Below are 25,310 nucleotides of genomic sequence, written 5' to 3' on the forward strand. Positions count from 1 at the left end.
TATAGAGGTTGAATATAAAGTCTTAGAGAAATAAGGATGAATATGTTTAAAAAGAAAAACAAAGAAAATTTAATGTAATATTAAGGTGTAATATTAATTTTCAGAATTGTATAATATTACTTTCCAAATATGTATTTTAGTGATATAATTCATTGAGAGTAAATATGAAACATGGAATATGGCTAAAGAAAATGAGAGCCACACTATCAAGTCTATTAAGTAGTAGATTTAACTAGTGTGGCTTTTTTGTATTTTAAAGTATATCCTAAACCATTTTTCAAAGATTATGCAATAACAAAAAGTATATATTGCTAGGGATGCTTTCACGGCGCTGACAAATTCTAAAATTTATTTTATTTACAGCTGCTAAAAAGTACAAACTCGCGTACGCTCAAACATTTACTTTTTCTCACGCATCTGCAAATAAAGTAAATTAAGAATTACTAAGGCTAGTTCAAATGCATTATGCGCAATATATACTTTTGCTAGCATAATTCATGAAAAAAGAATTATAGTTAATATATTAGTTACCAATTTTGATGGCATGTTACAAAAACCAGAATGACTTTAGATTATTTTATTATCATATGCTGATAAAAATAGTAGAAAGACTATAGTGTATAAATATTATAAATGTAGGTATAGTGTAAGTGGAAACAAATTGTAAATCGTTATTCTAGTTTATTAGTTGATGGTTATTTTTTCAATTATAGGATAATATAAATATATTATGTTATTTTCATAGCTAGATAGTAGATTAAGCTACGAAGTAGATTAATCTACCAAAGTGGATTTTAAATTTAAAAATGAAAGAGGGAAATTTTAGTGAGTGAGGTACAAAAACTTAAAACGAGAGATCAAGTGGATAGTAAGTATAAGTGGAATGTGGAAAAGATATATAAAAATTCGGACCAGTGGGAAAAAGATTTTGAATTACTTAAGTCTAAAGTACCCAATATGCAAAAATTCTCAGGGAAATTAGGCACTCCTGAGGAGTTATTATCATTTTTAGAAAGTAATGTAGAAATTGAAAGACTTTTAGATAAGCTGCTTGTGTATGCGCATTTAAGAGGAGACGAAGATACAGGCAGGGCTGACTTTCAAGTTCTTAAGAGTAAAATTGATTCTTATGGCGCAGAAGTTTCTAGTGCAACTTCATTTTTTATTCCCGAATTATTATCATTACCTGAGAGAGCAGTGGATGAGGCAATAGTTAAGCTACCAAAGCTTAAATTATATGAATTTTATTTACATGATATTATAAGTCAAAAGGAGCATACTCTAAGTGCAGAGGGAGAAAAGATTTTAGCGTCTGTTAGCGATTGTTTAAGTGCACCGGGAAATATATTTAGTATGCTTACAAATGCAGACATGACATTTCCATGTATAAAAGATGAAAAAGGTGATGAGATTGAATTAACTGAAGGTAACTATAGCAATTTTATAAAATCAAAGGATAGAAGAGTAAGAAAAGACGCTTTTGAAACATTATTTTCAACGTACAAAGGATTCAGTAATACTTTAACAGCAGCTTTAACATCTTCTATAAAGAATTTTATATTTAATGCAAAAACAAGAAACTATTCATGTGCACTAGAGAGTTCTTTAGACCCAAATAATATTCCAGTAAAGGTTTATGATAATGTAGTTGATACTATAAATAACAATTTATCGTCTCTTCATAAGTATGTAAGTATTAAGAAAAAGCTTCTAGGGCTTGATGAAATTCATATGTATGATTTATATGTACCGATAGTTGAGGCAGAGGAAAATCATATTGAATATGAAGACGCAGTTAAAATAGCACTCGAGGGCATTAAACCATTAGGAAAGGAATATTTAGATATTTTTAAAGAAGGTATTAATGAGGGATGGGTAGATGTATTCCAAAACAAGGGTAAACGCTCTGGAGCTTATTCTTGGGGCTGCTTTGATAGTATGCCATATGTACTTTTGAATTATAATTATCAATTAAATAATGTATCTACACTCGTACATGAAATGGGACACTCTATTCATTCATATTATTCAAGAAAGACACAACCATATATATATTCAGGGTATGAGTTATTCTGCGCAGAAGTTGCATCTATAACTAATGAATGTTTATTAATAGATTATCAAATTAAAAATGAGAGTGATAAGAAAAAGAAATTATTCCTAATAAATCAACAATTAGAGGGAATAAGAACTACAGTGTTTAGGCAGTGTATGTTTGCAGAGTTCGAAAAAATAACACATGAAAAGATTGAACAAGGGAATCCATTATCTCCAGAGGACCTATGTAAAATTTATCATGATTTAAATGTGAAATATTTTGGACCCGATATGGTAGTAGATTCAGGAATAGATATGGAATGGTCAAGAATTCCTCATTTTTATAATGATTTTTATGTATATCAATATACTACAGGTTTTGCAGCGGCTAATTCTTTCAGTAAAATGATTGTTGAAGAAGGATCAAGTGCTGTAGAAAGATATATAGGATTTTTAAAGAGTGGTGGAAGTGATTATCCAATAAGTATACTTAAAAAGGCAGGAGTAGATATGTCATCACCTAAGCCGCTCAAGGATACTATTAAAAGATTTGATGAATTATTAGGGATGCTTGAGAAAGAAATGTAACAATTGGTAATTATATATTATTATAATTGTGTTTCACTTCGCTATGTAATTCTAAATAAATTTAAATGAATGATACAAAAAAGTTCAAACTCGATAGCACTCAAACATGAACTTTGCTTAATGTATCTTCCATTGAAATTAGTTAATATTTCAGCTCCGCAGGCGATGATTTAATAAAAACAATCTCATTATCTTAAATAAGATAATGGGATTGTTTTTTATTTTAAAATATATAGTTAGCTATTGTAATTATTTACAAATTAATGTAATATATATTTATATGCAATCGTTTGCATTAAAATACACGAGGGGGATATAATGAAAAAATTTAAGAAAATTACAAGTCTTATTATTACATTTTTAATGATCATGACAATTTCGCCTGTTTTTAACAATAAGGCTAAATCAGTTACGTTACCATTACCAGCATCTGATTTGAGTGTAACACTTGCGGGTAGTTTTATAGCTGCAAATGGTATTGGTAAAGATTGGGAACCTACAAATGCACAAACTTTAATGAAAGAGTATAAAAATGGTATTTATGAAATTACTGTAGATTTTAAAGCTGCAGTAGTAGACGGATCTTATAAACTTGCTTTAAATAGAAACTGGGACAAGGCATACGGAGATGTAAAAAGTGCCGATGGTAATAAACATATTAATGTTACTGCACCAGGAAAGGTAATATTTAGATTTAATTCAAAAACAAATGATGTATTTGATTCAATTAATAATCCAGATCAGTTTAAAAAAACTGCATCCCTTGTAGGAACTTTTGCGCAGAGCGGTGGAAAAGATTGGATACCTGCTGATACAACTTATACTTTAGACTACATAGGAGGTGGATTTTACAAAAAGACTTTTAATTTAAAGGCAGGTACCTATGACTACAAGGTAGCTTATAATGGCAACTGGGATAATGGAGAGGTTGTAGATAATGTTAAACTTAGTTTAGTAGCAGATTCTTCTGTAACATTTATATCAAACCCTCTTGAGGGAATATGTACAGATTCAATTGCTAATTCTGAAATATTAGGGTCTGTATCATTAATAGGAACTATACGAGGGCTGGGAGATAACAGTTGGGATACGACTTCTAAGGACTATGATTTTAGTAGTTTATAAGGAGATGGGAAATACATTTATAGTGGATTCTTTTCAAATGATACATTATTACCTGAGAAATATGAATATAAGTGTATTGAAGATTATACATGGACAAGTGGTGGATTACCAGCTGATAATGTTAGTATAGAAATTCCAGTGGGTGGCAAATATGTAGTTTTTGTTGAAGATAGAGCCTCGAGAACGATATTTGATTCCATAAATAATCCAGATAAAATAGCTCAAGCACTAGGACTTCAAGCGCCACCAGAACAACCAGTAGTTGTAAAAAGTCCTGTATTAAATCCGAATGGTACTATGACATTTAATTACCAAGATATAAATGCAAAACAAGTTTATATTACAGGTAATATGACCACCGATAAAAAAGAGATGACACTTGTAGATGCTAAAAATGGAATCTTTACGGTTACTTTAAGAGTAGCTGATGAAGCTAAAGATTATGAATATAACTTTATTGTTGATGGAAAGACGATTAAAGATCCATTAAATATAGCGGCCGTAGGTGAAAGTTCTACTTTTACTATGCAAAAGAATATAGGAAGAAAAGTTGTTCTTGCTGGAACGATACAAGGTATAGATGGAAGTGCAGCTTGGGACCCTGCATCAGATAAGACTAAATTAAATTATGATGGTAATGGTAATTACAGTTTAACATTAAAAGATGTTCCTGCTGGAAATTACGAGTACAAGATTGCAATGGGTTCGTGGGACCCAGAAAATTATGGAGCAAATGGTGAAGCGTTTGGAACCAACATTAGCTTAATAGTACCTATAAAAGAGGATGTAACTTTTTGGTACAACGATGATAGCCATAAAATAGTTGATTCAACTTATTATAAGATAGCTGATATAGATTTGTTAGGTACAGGCATACCAGCTAATACAAAACTTACAGATATTTCACTATCAGGAATCTATAGTGCTAAAATCACTTTGAAAAAAGGTGTTTATTCAAATGTTAAAGCAGTATTAGATGGAAAAGAGTATTCTTTTGGGAAAGTAGAAGTAACAGCTGATACAAAAGATGTAACTTTTAGTTTTGATCCAACAACATTAATGACATTTACTGATGCATCGGATAATACTATAAATCTTAATAGTATATATTTTGACTCAAGAGATATTAAGTACAAATCTCCTTATGGTGCAACGAAAGCAGATACACCGATTACCTTCAATTTAAAAACAGGAAAAGAAATAACATCAGCTAAAATTGTATTAATAACTCCAAACGGTATCAAGTTAATTGATATGACAAAAGGTGATGCATTTGATGTAAACTCTGATAAGTGGACAGGAAATTTTATATCAAATAATATTGGACAATTTAAATATTATTTTGTCGTTTCAAATGGCTCAGATGTAAAAGCTTATGGTGACGATGATGGGTTCTTTGGACCAGGAAAAACTGGGCAAATTGGAACTGTAAAATATTATGACTTAAATATATATGATAAAAACTTTAAAACTCCTGATTGGATGAAGAATTCAGTTGTTTATCAGATATTCCCTGATAGATTTTTTAATGGAGATACTAGTAATGATTATTCACAAGTACTTGCAAGAGGAGCCACTCCTTATGAATTTTATAATGACTGGTATAGTATTCCAGAAGACCCAACACTAGAATTTATTACAAATGTTGATGGATCACAAGTACCTAATCCTAATTATAAAGGTACAAAAGGTGATAATGTTTGGGCAAACGAGATGTATGGTGGAGATATTAAAGGCATTAGGTCCAAACTTGACTATTTACAAGCACTTGGAATAAACACGCTTTATATGACACCTATATCACAATCTATATCTAATCATAGATATGATGCAACAAATTACAAACAATTAGATCCACTTTTAGGGCATATGGATGAATTTGTAAAGTTAGCTAAGGAAGTTCATAAGAGGGGTATGCATTTAATCATAGATGGTGTATTTAACCATGTTTCTGATGATTCTATTTATTTTGATAGATATGGAAAGTACATGGCTAAAAACAAGCCCATTGAAGCTTATCAATATTGGTCAAGAGTTTATGATTTAATGAACTTAAAAAAGGTAAACCAGCAGCAAGCTGAAATACAGGTAACTAAGGATTTGAGATCTCAAGGGATTACAGATTTACATTATAAAGATTGGTTTGTAATAAATAATACTAAGGTTAAGGCGATAACAGGAGACACAGAGCATTATTCTTATGAAGGTTGGTCAGGATATGATTCGATGCCGGTTATCCAAGCTTTAAATGGCTCAGAGTATAACGTAAAATCTTGGGCTAATGAGATAATTGACGGAAAAGATGCTAACAGTAAATTATGGCTAAAGAATGGATCAGATGGCTGGAGATTAGATGTTGCAAATGAAGTTTCTGATGAAACTTGGAGAAACTTTAGAACAGCTGTAAAAGGACAAGGTGATGATGTTATTGTAGGTGAAATATGGACAGACGCGTCTAAATATTTACTTGGTGATATGTATGACTCTGTAATGAATTATAGATTTAGAGATGCTGTTTTAGGGTATGTTGAGAATAAAGACACTGAAAATATGAGCGCTGTACAATCTATGAATCAACTGGAGGCTATGAGAGAGCAATATCCAAAAGAAGCGTTTGAGGCAATGATGAATTTAGTGGATTCACACGATACTCAAAGAATAATCTCAGATTTTGATGGAGCACAAAAAAGTGTTAAGGCAATAGCAGAAGCACCATCACTAGCTGCACTGCAAAAGGTTAGATTAATACCATTAATCCAAATGACGTACCCTGGAGCACCAACCATATACTATGGTGATGAAGCTGCAATGCCAGGAGCCGATGACCCTGATAATAGAAGAGGAATGATTTGGGGAAAAGGAGATAAGTCAACTGTTGAATGGTATGCAAAGCTTACAAATATAAGAAATGCATATCCAGTTTTAAGAACAGGAGATATTGTGCCTATAACTGTTGATGATACAAACAAGGCAGATATAATGGCATATTCTAGAAATGACAAAAATAATCATGCGGTTGTGGCTATTAATAGAAAAAGTACTGATGTTAAAGCTTTAGTTTTGGATTCTAATGCACCTGCAGGAACTAAGCTTACAAATGCTTTGGACCCATCTGCTACCTATGTAGTAGGGAGTGATGGCAAGGTAACCGTCAATATTGCTAAATATTCAGGTGTTATTTTGGTTGCAAGGTATACTTGCGTGGTCGTAAATACTAAAAATCTAAAGGATATTTATGATACAAATTATATTGTGAAACCTTTAGTAAATATTAGTGTTGTCACAAATGCTGTAATAAAAGCTGAGGGTTCAAAAAATCAAATTGATGTTAATGCTGCAATGCTTTTAGTAAAGAATCTTCCAAAATGTGATGTAAAGAATAGTCTAATTGAAAGGTTAAACAAAGTTAAGAGATGTATACGTAGATAAGATAAATTAAAGACACCCGCGAGGGTGTTTTTTTAAATGAATTTCCCCAAAAAAGTAATCACTTTTTTCTATTACAATGTCTTTTATATAACTTTGCGAATTGCTCCCTTTAAAGTACACATATTAAATAATACAAAATTTATCTTCTTAAATCAAATTAGTATAAGTATTTTTCAATAATAATGCACCTTTTTTAGTATAATTTATTCCTCACATGTGAATATGTAAATCGTCTAAAGCCGACCGCCCTAATTTATTTAACACATACTGAAGTATTTTAGAAAAATCATCATAACCGTTTAAACTACCATTTCCTCTTGCATGTATATGAGCGAAATCAATGCATAACTTACAGTATATTTAAATTGGTTAAAAATGAAATGATTCCATATCAATGGAGTGTGCTTAATGATGAGGCTATCCAACGTAATAAACCCCTCAGAAATTCTTCTCTGAAGGGTTTATCTTTTGTCTCTTCAATTCTATTTTGAGACATCCACTATGGGATAAAATGAGATTAAAGTGGGATCTAATTAATTGAATCAGTCAAATCAGCTATAGGTTTACCAAAGTTAGGAGTTCCATCATCATTCCAATTTAGCTTCTGGGCTCTTGCGTGTCGATTAGGATCATCAAGAGAATTACCGGCTATTTCTTTATAATTTCTAGCATGATAAATCATAATATCTGATTTATTATCTTCCGAAACAGTGAAACTATTATGACCTGGCCCATACTGATTATTTTCATGATTTGTGCTAAACACTGGGGTAGGTGATTTACTCCAAGATAGTGGATTTAACAAGTCACTTGCGTCGCCTGCAGTTAAAAGACCCATACAATAATTATAATCCGTAGCACTTGCTGAATAACTAATAAATATCTTTCCGTTTCTCTTAAGTACTGCTGGACCTTCGTTTACAGAAAAACCTATACACTCCCATGGATATTCTGGTTTCGAAATCATTACTTGTTTACCACTAATAGTCCAGGGGTTTTTTAATTTTGCAATATACAAATTAGAGTTTCCATTTATGTTAGGGTCCTTTTGAGGCCAAACAAGATACCTTATTCCTTTATGTTGAAAAGTTGTAGCATCTAAAGCAAATGATTCGAAATTAGTCTTAAGTTGACCTTTTTCTAACCAATGTTCTTCTAATGGGTTAGATGATGAGTTTTCAAGTACATAAATTCTATGATCAAACATACCCTCTTTAAGATCATTTACTTTTGATGCAGCAAAATATATATACCATTTGTCATTTATAAAGTGTATTTCTGGTGCCCAAATATATGCGCTCATTTCTCCAACCACATGTTTGCTCCAAACTACAATAGGCAAGGTTGAACCTAATTCATTAAGGCTCTTAGCTCTTCTTATTTCGATTCTGTCATACTCTGGAACTGATGCAGTAAAATAGTAATATCCATCAGAGTGCTTATATACAAATGGATCGGCAGCTTGTCTTACAATTGGATTTTTATATTCTTGACTTATTGACATAATATTCACCCCGAATTAAACTATATTTATTTAACCTTTTACTCCACCAGCAGTTAATCCTTCAATAAAAGAATCTTGATAGAGTAAGAATATGATTATAATTGGTAATACTGATAACACAGATCCAGATAATACAGCACTATAATTATTGCCATAAGGTGTTAATAATGACATTAAGCCTACAGGAATTGTAAACATATCATCTGTTCTCATTTGAATTAAAGGCCATATAAAACCATTCCAACTTGTCAATGCTGATAATATTGTCATGGCACCAAAAGCGGGTTTCATTAAAGGCATCATTATTTTGAAGAATATTCCATATTCAGTACATCCATCAATTCTAGCAGCATCCATAAAGTCTTTTGGTATTCCCGAGGCAAACTGCCTAAAAAAGAATATTGAAGATGCTGATACTATGAAAGGTAGTATTATTCCACTATATGTGTTAATAATATGGAGCGTAACTGTTAATTTATATAATGGAAGTATCAAAATTTCAACTGGAATCATCATCATAAACAATACTAATACAAATATTGCATTTTTAAATTTAAAATCATACATTGCTATTCCATAACCTACCATAGAAGAAAATAGTAATGAAAATACTGTGCTTATTAGAGTAATTAGTACACTGTTTTTAAACCATTTTAGAAATAGAATACTTGGATCAGTAAATAAAGGAATATAATTTTGTATATTCATAATATTAAAGTCTAATTTCAAATTTAAGCCATAACGAAATAATTCTGTAGCAGGTTTAAGTGAAGCGAGTACCATTGCATAGAAAGGAAGTAGTGCAAAAACAGCTATAATGATAAAAAGAATAACCATTAAAAATCCTTTATGAGAGTATTTTATTTTAGATTTTATTTTTATATTTTTGGGCTTTGTCATGATTACATTTTCAGTTTTTGACATTATTATGCGTCCTCCTTTTTAAACATTCCAAAGAATTTTAGCTGGAATAAATTCAAAGTTATTACAATAAGAAGTAATACTAATCCAGTAGCAGAAGCAAAGCCTAAATTGCCATTTTCAAAACCTTGCTGATACAAGTAACCTACAATTGTTAATCCAGAATCATTTTGTGAATGATTCGACCAAAAAACAAAACTTTCAGTAAACATTGATAATCCGCCATATATACTTATTGTTAAAACATAAATAATTATTGGTTTTAAAAGAGGAATCGTTACATATCTAAATTTATTAAAAACACTTGCACCATCAATATCAGCTGATTCATATAGCTCAGTTGGTATGTTTTGTAAACCAGATAAAAAATATATAATATTTATACCAGTCCAACGCCACATTGCGAGTAATACTAATAAAGGCATTGCAGTATTTTCATTACGTAGCCATTCAACTGGACTTATACCAAATACACCTAACAATGTATTTAGTGGTGCACCTGGAGTTTCTCCAAAGATCAATCTAAAAACAATACCCGCAACAACAACTGATGTTATAGCTGGCATGAAAAGGGTAGCTCTAAAAAATTTTTTAGCTACTAATGCTTTTGAATTTAGAAACACAGCTAAAACTATAGGAATTGGTATTAAAAGTAATAAAGTCCAAAAACAATACCGTACACTATTCCAAATAGCTGTATAAAAATGAACATTAAGTAAATCTTTATAGTTTTTTAGACCAATAAATTTATTTTGACCAACACCAGCAACATCTTGAAAACTCATAATACAAGTGCTTATTATCGGATAAAAAAAGAATATGAAAAATGAAAGAATAAAAGGTAGTACAAAAACATATGGAGCATACTTTGAAGAATAAAAAAATTTATTAACAAGCGTATTTTGTTTTTTTTCCAATTAGATTTCCTCCAATTTAAAGATTAGGAGATGTAAATCACATAAATAATTACATCCCCCAATAATTTATAGTTAATTAATTTTATTTGCTTGTACCTTTATTAATTTTTACGTAACTCATCTGCTGCTGATTTCAATGCATCTTGAGGAGTAGCTGAATTTTGTTTTAATACCTTAAATAATACCTTACTATCTAATAAGGTTCCTGCATTAGGGCTTTTTTCAATACTTACTGGAGTTGCGATTGAATCTTTTAATGGTAAAAGAATTTTAAAGGCATCTTTACCATTTGAAAAATATTGTGTAAACTTGGTATCGCCAATATTTGAACTTATTTTCGTCCATGAATCCCATCTAGGTGGATCAAAACCTTCTAGATTCCAAATGTTCTCACTAGCTTTTTCAGTTCCTTTTGCAAAGAACAAAAATTTATTTGCAAGTTCAACATTTTTACCTTGAATTGGTACTGCTGTTCCTGTTCCCCCTAAACCAACAGATAAATTTTTGTTACCAGTTGCGAAAACAGGGGGTGCTTGGATTGCTATTTTACCTTTTAAATCAGGCATATTAGCAAGTAACCTGCTTGTATACCAGAATGGCATTATAACTGAAGCAGCGCCACCTTTGTTAAAAGCTCCATAGCCTTCTTCTGTATCGGGCTGTCCACCGGGAGAGATGGCAGCAATTTTATCTGTAAATATCATATTATGAAGTAATTGTAGTGAGTTTACGGCTATAGTATTATCCAAAGTTACGTTTCCACTTTTATCAAAGAGGTCTGAACCTTGTTGTCCGATCATTAAGCTAAACTCCCAATTTGCAGTTTGCGAAAAATAGCCCATATATGTTCCTGTTTTTGCTTTTACAATTTTACCTGCTGCTATATAGTCATCCCAAGTTTTAATTTTTGTATAATCAACACCTGCCTTTTTAAAAATCTCTTTGTTATAGAAGGCAACCGTAGTTCCTACATGTGTAGGTAATCCATATACTTTTCCATTTTTACTATATAAATCTAAACGTGATTGCACAAAATTAGCTTTCTCAGGAGCCACAAGAGAAGTTAAATCTGCTAGTACTGGTGTTCCTTTTGTAAAGTTCGGAAACTGACCAACCTCAATATCAGCAATATCTGGCGCTCCAACTCCTGATTTAACGGCAACTAATAATTTGTTATGCATATCTGTATAAGGATAAGTAGTTACTTTTAATTCTATAGGTTGATCGGGATGTGCTTTATTCCAACTCTTAGCGGCATCATTATATAAAGTAGAATGTAGACCAATAAATGTCCATAGATTTAATTTTGTTACTTCTCCTGATTTAGTACTTGATTGTCCACTTGTTGCAGTTTTACTACCACAACCACCTAAAATCATGGTAGCTGTTAACATAGAAATAAGCATAAAACTAAGACCTTTTTTCATAGAATCCCCCTTCTAAATTTAATAATTATATTGTTTTATTAAATTATTCTATTTCCTCCTTTAAAAAGAATAATTTTATATTGAAATGCTAAGCAAATAGTACAGCATTACAATTTCATTAGGAACAATTAGAAAACGTTATCAATTAACAAATTAAAATATTATATATTACTAAATAAAGAATAATATATATTAATAGGTTTAGGTTTATATTAATTGGTTTATAATAATATTATGGTATTATTTACTTAAAAAGTCAACAAAATTTTAAAACTTTAGTTAATTATTTCATGCTTATGTAAAACAAACATTTTACTTTTTAATATAAATAGAATTTTATTTATATGGATTTTGTTATTAAAAGGAATCTATTTATCCTTATCCTCAAAATAAAAATGGGCTTGAAGTTTTACTTCAAGCCCATTTTACTAGTTATTATTTTTCATCTATTAGTTTTTGTTCATATACAATTCTTATATTTATTCCTTGATTATAATTGCCAAAATTTTTGCCAAATATAGTTAAGCCACCCTTATGCTTAGCATCTTCTGGAATAGATAATTCTAATAATAAATCACTTTTATAATTTAAATCAATATCATTTAAATCGATATCAGAGATTTTAAGCCCGTCAATAAAAGTTCCAAATTTATTAATGGATAATAACTTGAGTAAACCATATTGATTCCAATTTGAGAACCACCAGTTAGGTGTTAAAATTCCTTTTGTGTCAGCATAGTCTCCAGGACTTGTCCAACTGCCCAAATAAATTCCGTTTAGACTAAAGTGAATATCGGAGGGCCATAAACTGCAATTACCAGGTGCCTCCGAACTTATTTCCATAGAGATTTGAATTTCAGAAAATACTTGAGCGGGTTTTAAATAATTAGGTATTCTATATTGTATTGTACCTTTTGAAAACCATAAAATATCAGCGTTTATCCTATCAGGGTCGGCAAAATAACTAGGGTTATCCACCTCGCCTATCAATTTATCTTTTGTAGCTATTCCACAAGTTGGGTGTACTTCATAAAAAGAATATTGTCCAATTCCAATTTCCAATTCATATGAGTTATCAATATTTTGTTTACCAATATCTATAATAAATTTATCCTCATGTAAATAACAAATTTTCTGAATACCATGTTTAGCAGTTAAAATATTAATTTTAATAATTCCACATTCTTCTAATTTTCTGATATGCATAGTAATTGCTCCATTTGAAAGCTTCAATTTTTTTGCTATGTCATTCATGTTAAGCTGTTTATATTCTGATAAAAGATTAAGAATTTGAATTCTTACATCTGAACTAAGCGCTTTAAATATTGGCAAACTTTCTTCAAGGTTTTTAATATGTATCATTATTTGGGTCTCCTTTATGAATATATTCAATACATGTATTATATAATATATGTATTGAATATCATACAATTATTTTATGTATTATTAAAACAAAGGAACCATTTAAATATCGAAATTAATTATCATTTTTGTTTGTGTTTATTAAATCTAAAAACATTGTTAGATTCGTTGAGTGATATATTAGATGGTTTTTAAGGCTATTTTAAGAAATTATATATGGAAAATCTGATTGACGTATTAGTTAAGAATACACCTACAATTATAACATAATGGGTATATTATAAAAGGTAAAGAAATTAAAAGACATGATTTAAAAGTTAGATGAAGGTAGAGAAATAATTGAACATCTTGAAAATTGTAGTGGATCATTTAACATTTAAGGGCATACTATTTTTATTATGGTATATAGCTTTAAATTTATGTTATTGACATAAAGGTTAGGGGAAAGTATAATATTAAAGTTGGTACTGATACTGATTTTCTTTATCAATTGATTATATATGGAAAGGATGGAAAATATGTTTAATGTGTTTATTATTACCTTACGTGAAGGGGTCGAAATCGCGATTGTTCTCGCTATTATTATGTCGTATCTTAAACAATTAGGACAGACTAAGGAAACAGGAAAAGTATGGCTTGGAGCAGGAGTTGCTGCATTAATAAGTGTACTTGCAGCACTTGGAATTTTCTTTGTATTAGGAGTAACGGAAATCGGAGGATTTCAAATAATCTTAGAAGGAGCCCTTAAGATTATTGCAGTCTTTATGCTAACATGGATGACCATTTGGATGAAGAAGCAAGGTGGTAACATCAGTGGAGGATTAAAGAGGCAGATACAGGTTGCAATAAGTCATGGTTCAACCTGGGCTCTAGCTTCTCTAGCTTTTGTTTCCGTGCTAAGAGAAGGAATCGAGACTGTGCTTTTTATTGTGGGTTCAGCACAAGAAACATCAGCTATTGCAACTGTAAGTGGCACTATATTAGGATTTGGTGTGGCAGCTATTCTAGGATATATACTTTACAAAGGAACTCATAATCTTCCACTTAAATCATTCTTTAATGCAATGAGTATACTTCTTATTTTTATGGCAGCAGGACTTTTATCTGGAGGAATCCATGAATTTCAAGAACTACACATGATTCCAGAAGTAATAGAACATGTGTGGAGTACAAAGGCAATCTTAGATCAAAAATCCACAGTAGGAGGAATGCTAAAAGCTATTTTTGGTTATGCAGATAGTCCTAACTTAGTTCAAGTGATTGTATATTGGTTGTATTTAATAGGTGCATTTTATGCTTACTTTAAGCCAAGTAAACTCAAAAACGATTAAGACATACATAAAATTTTTATTAGCATACAACACAATTTTAAAATTGTGTTGTATGCTTTTTATAAACTGTTTATAATCCTTTGGTTAGTTTTGTAAATAATATCTTTTGGATATCCCATAAATTCAAGCACCTTTATAGCGTTTCTAGTATATAAGTTATAATTATAGCTATAAATATACTTCCTATAAATAAATTATTATATTTTTTCCCATTCTTTATTCGCAATTCCCCCAAAATTTTTTTGAATTGTATAAATTGTTATTAATTTTAAGAATTAAATTTGATCAAGAAATCTTCATCTTATATCAAATACTATTAAGAATAAATATCAGAAAGTTCCACTCGAACAGTTTCATCGCTACTGCTAACTTTACAATTATATAATGTATTTTCTTTAAGTACGTTCTTAGCCGGAAGCGTAATTATAAACTTACTTCCCTTCCCAAATTTGCTTTTAACATGTATGCTACCACCATGTAATTCTACAATTGACTTAACTAAATTTAATCCAAGTCCTGTACCCTCGGTATTTCTTGAAAGGGATTTATCTACCTGTTTAAATCTATCAAATATTTTATCCAAATCCTTTTCTTTAATGCCAATTCCATTATCATTAACTGATATTTCAACAAATTCATTCTTATCTTTAATAGCTACAAATATTTCATCGCCTACATCTGAAAATTTTATGGCATTGGATATAAGATTTAATACTATTCTTACGATTCCTTCCGGATCACAAGCAATAATTTTTTCTTCTATATCTGTATCAAAACTAATGTTTAAGCCTTTAATGTCAATGGAACTAGTAACAGACATTACTACATCTTCGACTACTTCTACTATATTGTTATTTGATAGGTTTAATTTAAAGAATCCCGCTTGAATTTTTGATGAATCAACTATATCATTTATGAGTTTAGATAACCTATAGGAATTTAATTTCATTGAATCTAGGTATCTAATAATTGATTCTTTTTTTTGCTCTAACGAATTATTGTTGCAATACATTTGAAATAATTGTATACCTGAGAAAATTACATTTAATGGTGTTTTGAGCTCGTGTGAAATATTTGCAGTAAATTCTTCTTGAGCCTTATTAGCAGTTATTAACGCTTCATTAGTAATAATTAATTCGGCTGCTATTTTGCTTTTCTCTTCATTTTGAAAAGTAAGTTCTTTATTAACAATGATTAATTCAGCTGCCATATCTGCTTTCTCTGCGCTTTGAAGGGCAAGTTCTTTAATAGTAACAAGTAACTCAGCCGTCATATCTGCTTTTTCTTCACTTTGAAAGGCAAGCTTTTTATTAGCAGTTACAAGCTCAGCAGCTCTGTCTGCTTTCTCTGCGCCTTGAAAAGCAAGCTCTTTAATAGCAATGAGTAACTCAGCAGCTCTATCTGCTTTCTCTGCGCTTTGAAAAACAAGCTCTTTATTAGCAATGACAAGCTCAGCAGCCCTGTCAGCTTTCTCTTCGCTTTGAAAAGCAAGTTCTTTATTAGCAATGACAAGTTCAGCAGCCCTGTCGGCTTTTTCTGAGCATTGAAAAGCAAGTTCTTTATTAGCAATAACAAGCTCGGCAGCTCTATCAGCTTTCTCTCCATTTTGAAAAGCGAGCTTTTTATTAGCAATGAGTAATTCATCAGATTTATCTACTATCTCTCTATTTTTAGTAAGGCTTGTCTCCATTTGTGTTGTTATCTGTTTGTAAAAATTATCTTTCATAGCATATCACCTTTCATTTTATTCTTTTATTGATATAATCCAGTTTAAGTGATGTTATAACTTACATATTATTACAAATAAATATTATTACCATCTCATTCTAACACAATATATTACATTTTAGTATATTTTTGATTTATTTTTATAAACTCTTGGTTAGATTAAAGATTAAAGTTTCAAATATAAAAATTTTTTTAGTATAACAAAATATATTATAAAATAACTTCTTAAGTAAATAGTATCTAATGGTATAATATTTGTAAATAATATGTGACATAACCATTAATAAAATTAATGGAAAAATGGTTTAGAAATAATAGAAGTATATAATTAATTTATAAAAAATCCACAAGATTGGCGGGCAAATATTATGAAAAAAGTATTTTCACCGGGGTGTGCTTTAACAATTTACAAACCAGCGTTAGGGAAAAAGGTACTGAATTTTTTTAAAGATAATTTAGTAGATGTAGAAGAATATCTGATTTGCTGTAGGCATAAACCCAATTTGGATAGTGGGACGCAAATAATAAATGTATGCGCAGGTTGTGATAGACGTTATAGGGAACCTTATGAAGGAATAACAACAATATCACTTTGGGAGGTATTAGCTGCGGTAAAAGATTTCCCATTCCCAGATTATAAAGGAAAAAAATGACCATACTTGATGCATGTCCTACTAGAAATCAGGAAAGAATACATAATGCAGTAAGGATGCTACTTAAAAAAATGAACATTACTTTGGTAGAACCAAAAAAAACGAAAACAAAGGGTATTTGTTGTGGAGATAGTTTTTATGGTATTTTTCCGGTGAAGCAAGTTAAGGAACATATGAAAAAACGAGCTCATGAGATGCCTGCTAGCGATGTTGTTGTTTATTGTGTTTCTTGTTCTAAATCAATGTATATAGGTGGTAAAAAGCCACGATATTTAGTAGACCTTTTATTTGGAGAGGATACAGATCGGGGTACTTTTGAGCCAGATGATTGGCATGGTAAGCTCAATAATTTTATAAATGATCATTAAATATTACAAAGAAAAAACGTCACAAGACATTATTGATTGCAACGTTTAATAAGAAAGTTATTAGTAAAAAAATCACAAATGAATATCGGAAAGCTCCACTTTTACGTTTTCATTTTTACTTGATATTTTGTTACTATGTACCGCATTTTTATTAGGTACAATTCGGCAGGGAAGATTAACTATAAACTTACTTCCTGTGACAACTTCACTTTGGGCGTAGATGAATCCAGAATGTAGTTCTACAATTGACTTAACCAAGCTAAGACCTATACCTGTTCCTTCTGTATTTCTTGATAGTGATTTATCTACCTGTTTAAATCTATCAAATATTGTTTCCAAGTTCTTCTGTTCAATACCAATGCCATTGTCCTTTACTGATATTTTAACAAATTCATCCTTAGTGTTAACATCAATAAATATTTCATCACCTTTATCTGAAAATTTTATCGCATTGGATATAAGATTTAATACTACTCTTTCTATTTTCTCTGAATCGCAAGCAATAATTTTTTCTTCTGTATCTGTATCAAAAATAATATTTAGACCTTTACTATCAGTAAAATTAGTTACCGACATAACTATATCTTCTACAATTTCTACTATATTGTTATTTGATAAGTGTAGTTCAAAAAAACCTGTTTCAATTTTTGATGAATCAACTATGTTATTAATAAGTTTAGATAATCTATAGCAATTTTGATTCATTGAATTAATATGTTTAACAATTGACTCTTTCATTTTGTCTAATGAACAACTATTGCAGTACATGTTAAATAACTGCACCGTAGCAGACAGAACATTTAGAGGAGTTTTAAGCTCGTGGGATATATTAACTATAAATTCTTCCTGTGCTTGCATTGCTTTTCCCATAGTTTCCAATTGTTTCTTTTGTTCCACTTCAGATTTCTTTAATTTTTTAATCTCAATATTTTGTTTTTCAATAATAGTTCCAGCTGATACAAATTTTTCTACCATCCTATCATTATAAGTACATACCACGATCCAGCCTCCATTATATATGTATATACTACAGTAGGGTTTCTGTTATAGAATTAACAATCAAAAATAATCTATCATAGTACCATTACTACATTTTACCATAAAACTCTTTATTTATATATGGCTTAAACCTAATTATGAAGATATATTTAACATAATTAAAATTAAGATATGAATTATATAAAATACCAATTAAAGTATTGTTGTTAAAGTTTTTTTAAAAATACATATATACTTTAACAATGTTAAAGTATATAATAATATTGTTAATAAATATATTTAATATTTTTAAAATAAAGTTAAGGCGTGATGTTTAAATGTCAATAGATATAATGCCAGATTGGTTAGCGACTTTAGACGATGAGGATATAAGTTTTATTAAAAAATTTATAAAAACGTCGGGATCGTTAAAAGAAATTGCAAGTATTTATGAGGTAACTTATCCTACGGTAAGACTTAGATTAGACCGTTTAATTCAAAAAATACAAATATCAGAGGATACAACAAATGAGCCATATATTTCACTTATAAAGAAATTGGCAATTAACGAAAAGTTAGATTTTGATACCGCTAAGATTTTAATTTTAGAATACAAAAAAACAAAAAAGGAGAATTAATAAAATGCCTATAGTAGTTCCAATTCTTTTATTAGTAATTATTATGCTACAAATATTTTTATCTAAAAATGAAAATAAGCGTCTTGGTTTAATATTACCAGCAATAAATGTTATTATTTCTGTAATGGTACTTATCTTAACTGTTTATTTTGTGAATCAAACCATTCCTCAAATTATTATACAAGTTATTATGTTATTTTTATTATTTAATATTTCAACAGCTATTTTATTAGCTATATATTTTGCTTGTCGTAAAAAGGTAAAAAAGAAAAATGAAATAGATAAAATGAACATCCAAGATTTGAACTAAGAATTTCGCTAGAGCTTGTTATGTTTGTCACTTGTCATGTGGGTGGCACTTGTTTTTGCTCTTTGACTTTATTTTTGTTTTTTAATGTACCAATATACAGGCAATCCAATTAATGTTATACCAATTCCTATAAGTGCTTTTAAAGTATCAGTTAAAAGTGTGCTAAATAGGATGTATAGTCCTCCGATAATACCTATTAATGGTACTATTGGGTAAAATGGTACTTTATAAGGTCTAGCTAATTCTTTATGTTTTGTTCTCAATATAAAGATACCAGCTACTGCCATTGTGAAGAAAATCCATAAAACAAAGACAACAAGATCAGTTAAGGTGTTAAATGAACCGCTAAATATATATATACAAATAAGTACAACCTCTAAGATATATGCATTTAATGGAGTTTGGTATTTTTGATTAACTTTTACGAGAAGCTTACTATAAGGTAAAAGTTTATCTTGGCCCATAGCAAAAGGAATTCTAACTCCTGTCATTAGGTAACCATTTAGTGCTCCAAAGATTGAAATAAATATACCAGCAGATATAAATAGTGAACCAGATTTTCCAAGTAAAACGGAGGCAACATCTGATGCTACTGTACTCGAACTTATAACAGCGGCCATAGGAATTACGTTTATAATTGCTAAATTAAATAAAACATATACTATTATAGTAATTGTTAAACCTACAATTATGGATCTTGGTATATCTTTTTTAGGGTTTTTAAGTTCTCCACCCATATTGCTTACACTAACCCATCCATCATATGCCCAAAGTGTTCCAAGAACAGCTGCTCCAAACCCAGCACCAGCTCCAGTTGATCCTGTTGGCATTGAAAAACTATGAGCAGTTCCTTTTATAAGGCCTAAAGCGATAATAATAAAGATTGGAATTAGTTTTGCGATAGTTGCAATAAACTGGATTTTACTCGCAAGTTTTGTTGATAATATATTTGCAGTTGTAATAATTAAAAGCATTAATATCGCAAACAATTTTTGCTGTATTCCACTCATTGGCACAAAATTAGTAGCTTGAGTAGCTAAAACTATTGCGAGAGCTGCAACGGATCCAGGTACATAAATAACTGTTTGTACCCAACCAAATAAGAATGCACATTTTTCACCATAAAGTTCTTTAAGATATACAAATACACCTCCAGTTTTTGGAATAGCAGCTGCTATTTCAGCAATAGTAAGGCTTGAGGCTATAGTTATAACTCCACCTGCTACCCAAGCAAGTATCCCTATCATTGGGGAACCAGCATTTCTAAAGACGATTGAAGGTTTAAAGAAAATACCTGAACCTATAACCATACCTATAACTACTGTAATGGCTTCTAGAAAACCGATTTCTCTCCTCAGTGTTTTGGGAAGATTAATAGGGTTCTTAAAATTTTGTGATGGTTTCAAATTAAATCATCCTTTCTTGTTTATTATTAGAGTGGTAGAAGGTTTTTATCTATTTTGGGATAATAATTATACCAAAATAGATAAAAAATTGCAAGAAGTGTGAATATTAATTCATACTTGCCCATATATATCTATTGTTATAAGATGTATATATGTAAATTATAAAATTATTATGTATTATAGTGAATAATTGGAGGAATGAAAATGAGAGTGTTATTGACAAACGATGATGGTATAAATGCAAAAGGAATATATGCCTTAGCTAAAGAACTTGAAAAAAATCATGAAGTAATTATCGTAGCACCGGATAAAGAGAGAAGTGCGTGTGGACATTCAATAACACTTACAAGACCACTTTGTGTTAAAGAAACTAAGCTTAAAGGAATAAAAGCGAAGGCTTTCAGTGTAGATGGAACTCCAGCTGATTGTGTAAAAATTGCAATTAATAAGCTTGTAGATGAGAAAATAGATATGGTAGTATCAGGTATTAATAGGGGGTTTAATTTAGGGACAGATGTTTTATATTCTGGAACGGTGTCAGCTGCAATTGAAGCAACAATATATAAAATACCAGCAATGGCGGTTTCTGTTGAGTTTGACCGTAATACTGAAAACTATGATTTAGCTGCTAAATATGCAGGAGTTATACTGCTTAAGGCTATTGAAAACAAAATTAACAATGATATTGTATTAAATGTAAATATCCCAATGCTTGCGGAAAATGAAATAAAAGGAATTAAGGTATGCAAAATCGGCAGTAGATTGTATAATAACAAATATGTAGAATCTATCGGGGAAAATAATGAAACTCAGTATCAAATTAAGGGCACAGCAAAAGATATTCATGAGGAAGATTCTGATACAATATATTTTAAAGAGGGATATGTTACTGTTACGCCACTTCATTATGATCTAACTAATTTTGAAATATTAAAGGATGTAGGTAAATGGTTTTAACGATCCATAAGAGGATATAGACATGTTTTTACACGAAAAAAAGAATATATTACGTATAATGCATTGAAGCAAGCTTTAGAACTTCTTATTTTATTTTTAATTAAGATGCGTTAAAAAAACATATGTTTGAGCATAGCGAGTTTATGTTTTTAGCAAATTAAGTAAAAATAAAATTAGTAGTTCTTAGCGAAGATGAATGCAATACTAGTAATATATTCTTTTTTATTTATTTTTTTAATTTATCTAATAACTCGTCTACAGTTATACTAGACAAGTTTATCTCATCTAATGGTAATTCCTTTTCGATTGCAGATTTAAGAAGTGGTGACCTTCTAGCATCACCTATTACAATTGCACCAATAATTTTATTGCTTTTTATAAATATCTTTTTATAACCTACTCCATTAATGTCTTCATATAACAATACTTTCGTAGATGGTGATTCTTCTATGCATCCCATAGAAAATAATGAAATGCCGAATGCGTTTAGCATTGTTACTGGAGTAATTTTTTCATATATAGCATCGTGCCCAGAAATATTGTAGCCTGCAACTTTTCCTTGTGACATAGCGATATTCCATAGTCCGATAACTTGATTTTCAAACTCTGCGATATCGCCTGCGGCATAAATATCTTTTATATTAGTTTCCATTTTATTGTTTACGAGTATTCCTCTTTCTTTTTTAATATCAGTATTTAAAATTAAATCCATATTAGGCTTAATACCTGTTGAGTGAATAACTATATCACACTTTAGCTCTACATCATCATTTGTAAGAATTCCTTCTACTTTATTATCAGTGCCTATTATTTTATTTACGCCAGTATTCGTTAGTATTTGTATTCCACAATCTTGTATTTTACTTTTTAATATTTCTGATGCTTTATCATCTAACTGGCGAGGCATAAGCCTTGGACATAATTCAATAATTGTAACTTTAATATTATGCTGATGTAATATGAAGGCCATTTCAAGACCAAGTATTCCACCACCAAGAACTATTACGTTAGCGCCATCATTAAGATTCTCTTTAATATTTAAAGCGTCATTAAGACCTCGAAGCGTGTATACTCCATTCATATTTATACCATCAATGGGGGGGACGTTATTACTTGCACCGTTTGCAAGTAACAATTTATCATAACTAAGTTTACTGCCATCAAATAAGGACACTTCATGCGAAGTTGAATCTATGCTTACCACTTTAGTATTAATTAATATTTTTACGTTATTTTGTTCATACCATTCTTTTTTTTGAATAAGTATGTTATTTTCCTCGAGGTTGTTGAACAGGCTTTTGGATAACTTTATTCTGGTATATGGATAAAAATTTTCTTCTCCAATTAAATATATCTCTGAATCTAAATCTATTTCTCGAATTGATTTAATTGCTGTTATTGCTGTAATGCCACTACCTACGATTATAATTTTTTTAGCCATCGATATCACCCATTTCATTTAAGATTTATTTTTTTGTTTTATCTACATGGTACATAAAATATTTTCATTATTTATGGGACATTCCCATTTATTGAGTATCTTAATGTTATCTTACACTTCATTTATGATAATATGCAAGAAAATAATTGATATTCATAGAGTAATTATTTAAAATATATTTTAAAGTTATAACTTTTTGATATAATTAGCCTAAAGAAATTTTAAAACAATTATCAAATATAAAATTTATGTTTGGTAGAGAGGGTGAATTATATGAATATAAAAGATAAACCACTGATTTTTGATGGCGCTATGGGTACGTATTATGCAAGCATTAAAGAAAATCCATTATCCAAATGTGAGCTTGCAAATATTTATGATAGAAATACCATATTAAATATACATAAGGAATATATAGATGCAGGTTGCAAGGCTATTAAAACAAATACATTTGGTGCAAATAGAATTAGTCTTGAAAGTGATTTTAATAGAGTAAAAGATGTGATAACAAGTGGATATGAAATAGCAATGGAAGCAACAAAGGACACTGATGTTTTAGTTTTTGCGGATATTGGACCAATTCCATTTTTAGAGACTCTTAATTTATGGGAGGCTTACAAAGAAATAGTAGATTTGTTTTTAGAACTTGGGTTAACTCATTTTATATTCGAAACTTTTAGTAGTGACGAATATTTGCCACAAATTTCTAAGTATATTAAGGAAAAAAATTCAAAGGCATATATTTTGATGGAACTTGCTGTTTCACCTGAAGGGTTTACAAGGCTTGGTATATCAGGTGAAAAATTTATAGAGCAGGTTTCTCATATATCAAGTATAGATGCTTGTGGATTTAACTGCTTTTCAGGTCCAAATCATTTACTTAAATATATTAAAACTCTTAATATAGAAAATAAAATAATTTCCGTTATGCCAAATTCCGGGTATCCCACAGTAATAAATAATCGTACATTTTTTAATAATACCAAAGAATATTTTGCAAGGCAAATGCTTGAAATAGTAAAACAAGGTGTCTCTATAATAGGGGGATGTTGTGGTACAACCCCAGAATTTATAAGAGAAACTGTAATAAATATAGAAGGTTTATCTCCACATGAAATTATTCCAAGGATAAAGAAAGAAAAAATTCAGTCTGAAAAAATAATTGTTAAAAATTCACTGCTTGAAAAGATTAGGCTTGGTAAAAAGATTATTGCGGTAGAACTTGATCCCCCAATGGATACAGGCATAGATTCCTTTATGAATAGTGCTAAAAGTCTTAAAGAGCAAGGGGTTGATGCAATAACTATTGCAGATTGCCCGGTTGCAAGAGTTAGGGTAGATAGTAGTTTACTTGCTTGTAAGTTAAAGAGAGAACTTAATATTACAACTATTCCTCATATGACTTGTCGTGACAGAAACATTAATGCAACAAAAGCTTTGCTTTTAGGTTTAAGCATTGAGGGAGTAAATAATGTTTTAGTGGTAACTGGGGACCCGGTGCCTACAGCTGAGCGTGATGAGGTTAAGGCAATGTTTAGTTTCAATTCTGCAATACTTGCAAATTATATTACTAATTTAAATGATACAACATTCTCATCACCTTTTAATATTTGTGGTGCATTAAATGTAAATGCTATTAACTTTCCTAGCCAACTAGCACATGCAAAAAAGAAAATAGAAAATGGTGTAACTATGTTTTTAACACAACCAATTTTATCAAAACAAGCTGTAGAGAACTTAAAACAAGCGCACAGTGAGTTACCTGCTAAAATTTTAGGTGGGATTATTCCAATTGTAAGTCACAGAAACGCTTGTTTTATGAATAATGAAATTTCAGGAATAAGTGTTTCCGAGGAAATAACAGAGCTATATAAGGATATTTCAAAAGAAGAAGCTACCATTCTTGCAATTAAAATATCTACAGATATTGCGATAGAAATTTATAATTATGTAGATGGGTATTATCTTATTACTCCTTTTAAAAGAATTGATATAATTTCTGAAATTATTAAGAATATAAGTACTATAGAAAATCACTAGATTGAATAATTTAGTGGATTTAAAACTCACAGCATGAATAAAAACATGATGTGAGTTTTTATTTTTTGAATATATAATTTAATATTTATTAAGTGTCCCCCTCGTATAATGTAGTTGTAAGCATTGATAATAATTCAGTCATACTAACCA

General features: G+C 30.1%; 19 protein-coding genes and 1 pseudogene. 10 read left to right on the forward strand and 10 right to left on the reverse strand.

Translation table 11 applies throughout. From position 1 onward, the window contains the following. Nucleotides 1-825: 825 nt before the first annotated feature. The 3 genes from pepF (at nt 826) to Q0649_RS13145 (ending at nt 7,179) form a co-directional block, all read left to right on the forward strand. Entirely contained in the window at nt 826-2,625 is a 1,800-nt protein-coding gene (gene pepF, locus Q0649_RS13135) for an oligoendopeptidase F (protein ID WP_298842695.1), read from the forward strand. 318 nt (nt 2,626-2,943) lie between these two features. Further along, the gene (locus Q0649_RS13140; protein WP_298842698.1) at nt 2,944-3,750 is read left to right on the forward strand and encodes a hypothetical protein; all 807 of its coding nucleotides are present in this window, start codon (nt 2,944-2,946) and stop codon (nt 3,748-3,750) included. A 138-nt stretch (nt 3,751-3,888) separates the two neighbouring features. Next, nucleotides 3,889-7,179 (forward strand): alpha-amylase family glycosyl hydrolase, encoded by a 3,291-nt coding sequence (locus Q0649_RS13145; protein WP_298842701.1) that lies wholly within the window; start codon nt 3,889-3,891, stop codon nt 7,177-7,179. Nucleotides 7,180-7,392: 213 nt separating this feature from the next. On the opposite strand, the pseudogene Q0649_RS13150 reads toward Q0649_RS13145, so the two are convergent. The 6 genes and pseudogenes from Q0649_RS13150 to Q0649_RS13175 form a co-directional block, all read right to left on the reverse strand. Next, nucleotides 7,393-7,533, reverse strand: a pseudogene (locus Q0649_RS13150) (AP endonuclease); the annotation flags it as partial. 175 nt (nt 7,534-7,708) lie between these two features. Next, a complete protein-coding gene (locus Q0649_RS13155) occupies nt 7,709-8,683 on the reverse strand; it encodes a family 43 glycosylhydrolase (RefSeq protein ID WP_298842705.1) in 975 nt (324 codons plus the stop codon). 30 nt (nt 8,684-8,713) lie between these two features. Next, a complete protein-coding gene (locus Q0649_RS13160; RefSeq protein ID WP_298842709.1) occupies nt 8,714-9,607 on the reverse strand; it encodes a carbohydrate ABC transporter permease in 894 nt (297 codons plus the stop codon). Nucleotides 9,608-9,609: 2 nt separating this feature from the next. Further along, nucleotides 9,610-10,521, reverse strand: coding sequence for a carbohydrate ABC transporter permease (locus tag Q0649_RS13165; RefSeq protein ID WP_298842712.1), 912 nt, complete (start codon nt 10,519-10,521; stop codon nt 9,610-9,612). 101 nt (nt 10,522-10,622) lie between these two features. Further along, a complete protein-coding gene (locus tag Q0649_RS13170; protein WP_298842714.1) occupies nt 10,623-11,948 on the reverse strand; it encodes an ABC transporter substrate-binding protein in 1,326 nt (441 codons plus the stop codon). A 435-nt stretch (nt 11,949-12,383) separates the two neighbouring features. Beyond that, nucleotides 12,384-13,310, reverse strand: coding sequence for a transcriptional regulator (locus tag Q0649_RS13175; protein ID WP_298842716.1), 927 nt, complete (start codon nt 13,308-13,310; stop codon nt 12,384-12,386). Nucleotides 13,311-13,828: 518 nt separating this feature from the next. Between Q0649_RS13175 and Q0649_RS13180 the strand changes: the two genes are divergently transcribed. Beyond that, nucleotides 13,829-14,641, forward strand: a complete 813-nt coding sequence (locus Q0649_RS13180; protein WP_298842718.1) for an FTR1 family protein — start codon at nt 13,829-13,831, stop codon at nt 14,639-14,641. Nucleotides 14,642-14,957: 316 nt separating this feature from the next. Here the strand turns inward: Q0649_RS13180 and Q0649_RS13185 are convergent, their stop codons facing one another. Further along, a complete protein-coding gene (locus tag Q0649_RS13185) occupies nt 14,958-16,367 on the reverse strand; it encodes a cell wall metabolism sensor histidine kinase WalK (protein WP_298842721.1) in 1,410 nt (469 codons plus the stop codon). A 370-nt stretch (nt 16,368-16,737) separates the two neighbouring features. Between Q0649_RS13185 and Q0649_RS13190 the strand changes: the two genes are divergently transcribed. Both Q0649_RS13190 and Q0649_RS13195 read left to right on the forward strand, forming a co-directional pair. After that, entirely contained in the window at nt 16,738-17,022 is a 285-nt protein-coding gene (locus Q0649_RS13190) for a hypothetical protein (protein ID WP_298842724.1), read from the forward strand. Continuing rightward, nucleotides 17,019-17,390, forward strand: coding sequence for a heterodisulfide reductase-related iron-sulfur binding cluster (locus Q0649_RS13195; RefSeq protein WP_298842727.1), 372 nt, complete (start codon nt 17,019-17,021; stop codon nt 17,388-17,390). The genes Q0649_RS13190 and Q0649_RS13195 overlap by 4 nt, the downstream gene beginning before the upstream one ends. Before the next feature lie 72 nt (nt 17,391-17,462). On the opposite strand, the gene Q0649_RS13200 is transcribed toward Q0649_RS13195, so the two are convergent. Continuing rightward, nucleotides 17,463-18,389 carry a cell wall metabolism sensor histidine kinase WalK gene (locus Q0649_RS13200; RefSeq protein WP_298842730.1) on the reverse strand — a complete coding sequence of 309 codons (927 nt, stop codon included), beginning with the start codon at nt 18,387-18,389 and terminating at the stop codon, nt 17,463-17,465. 317 nt (nt 18,390-18,706) lie between these two features. Here Q0649_RS13200 and Q0649_RS13205 point away from each other — a divergent pair, with 317 nt between their 5' ends. Further along, nucleotides 18,707-19,006, forward strand: a complete 300-nt coding sequence (locus Q0649_RS13205; RefSeq protein ID WP_298842733.1) for a DUF2089 family protein — start codon at nt 18,707-18,709, stop codon at nt 19,004-19,006. Nucleotides 19,007-19,010: 4 nt separating this feature from the next. After that, entirely contained in the window at nt 19,011-19,316 is a 306-nt protein-coding gene (locus tag Q0649_RS13210) for a hypothetical protein (RefSeq protein WP_298842736.1), read from the forward strand. 68 nt (nt 19,317-19,384) lie between these two features. Here the strand turns inward: Q0649_RS13210 and Q0649_RS13215 are convergent, their stop codons facing one another. After that, complete coding sequence (locus Q0649_RS13215; RefSeq protein WP_298842738.1) at nt 19,385-20,722, reverse strand: APC family permease; 1,338 nt, start codon at nt 20,720-20,722, stop codon at nt 19,385-19,387. 204 nt (nt 20,723-20,926) lie between these two features. On the opposite strand from Q0649_RS13215, the gene surE reads away from it, so the two are divergent. Further along, entirely contained in the window at nt 20,927-21,679 is a 753-nt protein-coding gene (surE, locus tag Q0649_RS13220; RefSeq protein WP_298842741.1) for a 5'/3'-nucleotidase SurE, read from the forward strand. Between the two features lie 226 nt (nt 21,680-21,905). On the opposite strand, the gene Q0649_RS13225 is transcribed toward surE, so the two are convergent. Beyond that, nucleotides 21,906-23,120 (reverse strand): NAD(P)/FAD-dependent oxidoreductase, encoded by a 1,215-nt coding sequence (locus tag Q0649_RS13225; protein ID WP_298842744.1) that lies wholly within the window; start codon nt 23,118-23,120, stop codon nt 21,906-21,908. A gap of 273 nt (nt 23,121-23,393) precedes the next feature. On the opposite strand from Q0649_RS13225, the gene Q0649_RS13230 reads away from it, so the two are divergent. Continuing rightward, complete coding sequence (locus Q0649_RS13230) at nt 23,394-25,160, forward strand: bifunctional homocysteine S-methyltransferase/methylenetetrahydrofolate reductase (protein WP_298842746.1); 1,767 nt, start codon at nt 23,394-23,396, stop codon at nt 25,158-25,160. The last annotated feature ends 150 nt before the right edge of the window (nt 25,161-25,310 follow it).

The sequence above is a fragment of the uncultured Clostridium sp. genome (assembly GCF_937920395.1).
Taxonomy (GTDB): domain Bacteria; phylum Bacillota; class Clostridia; order Clostridiales; family Clostridiaceae; genus Clostridium_AD.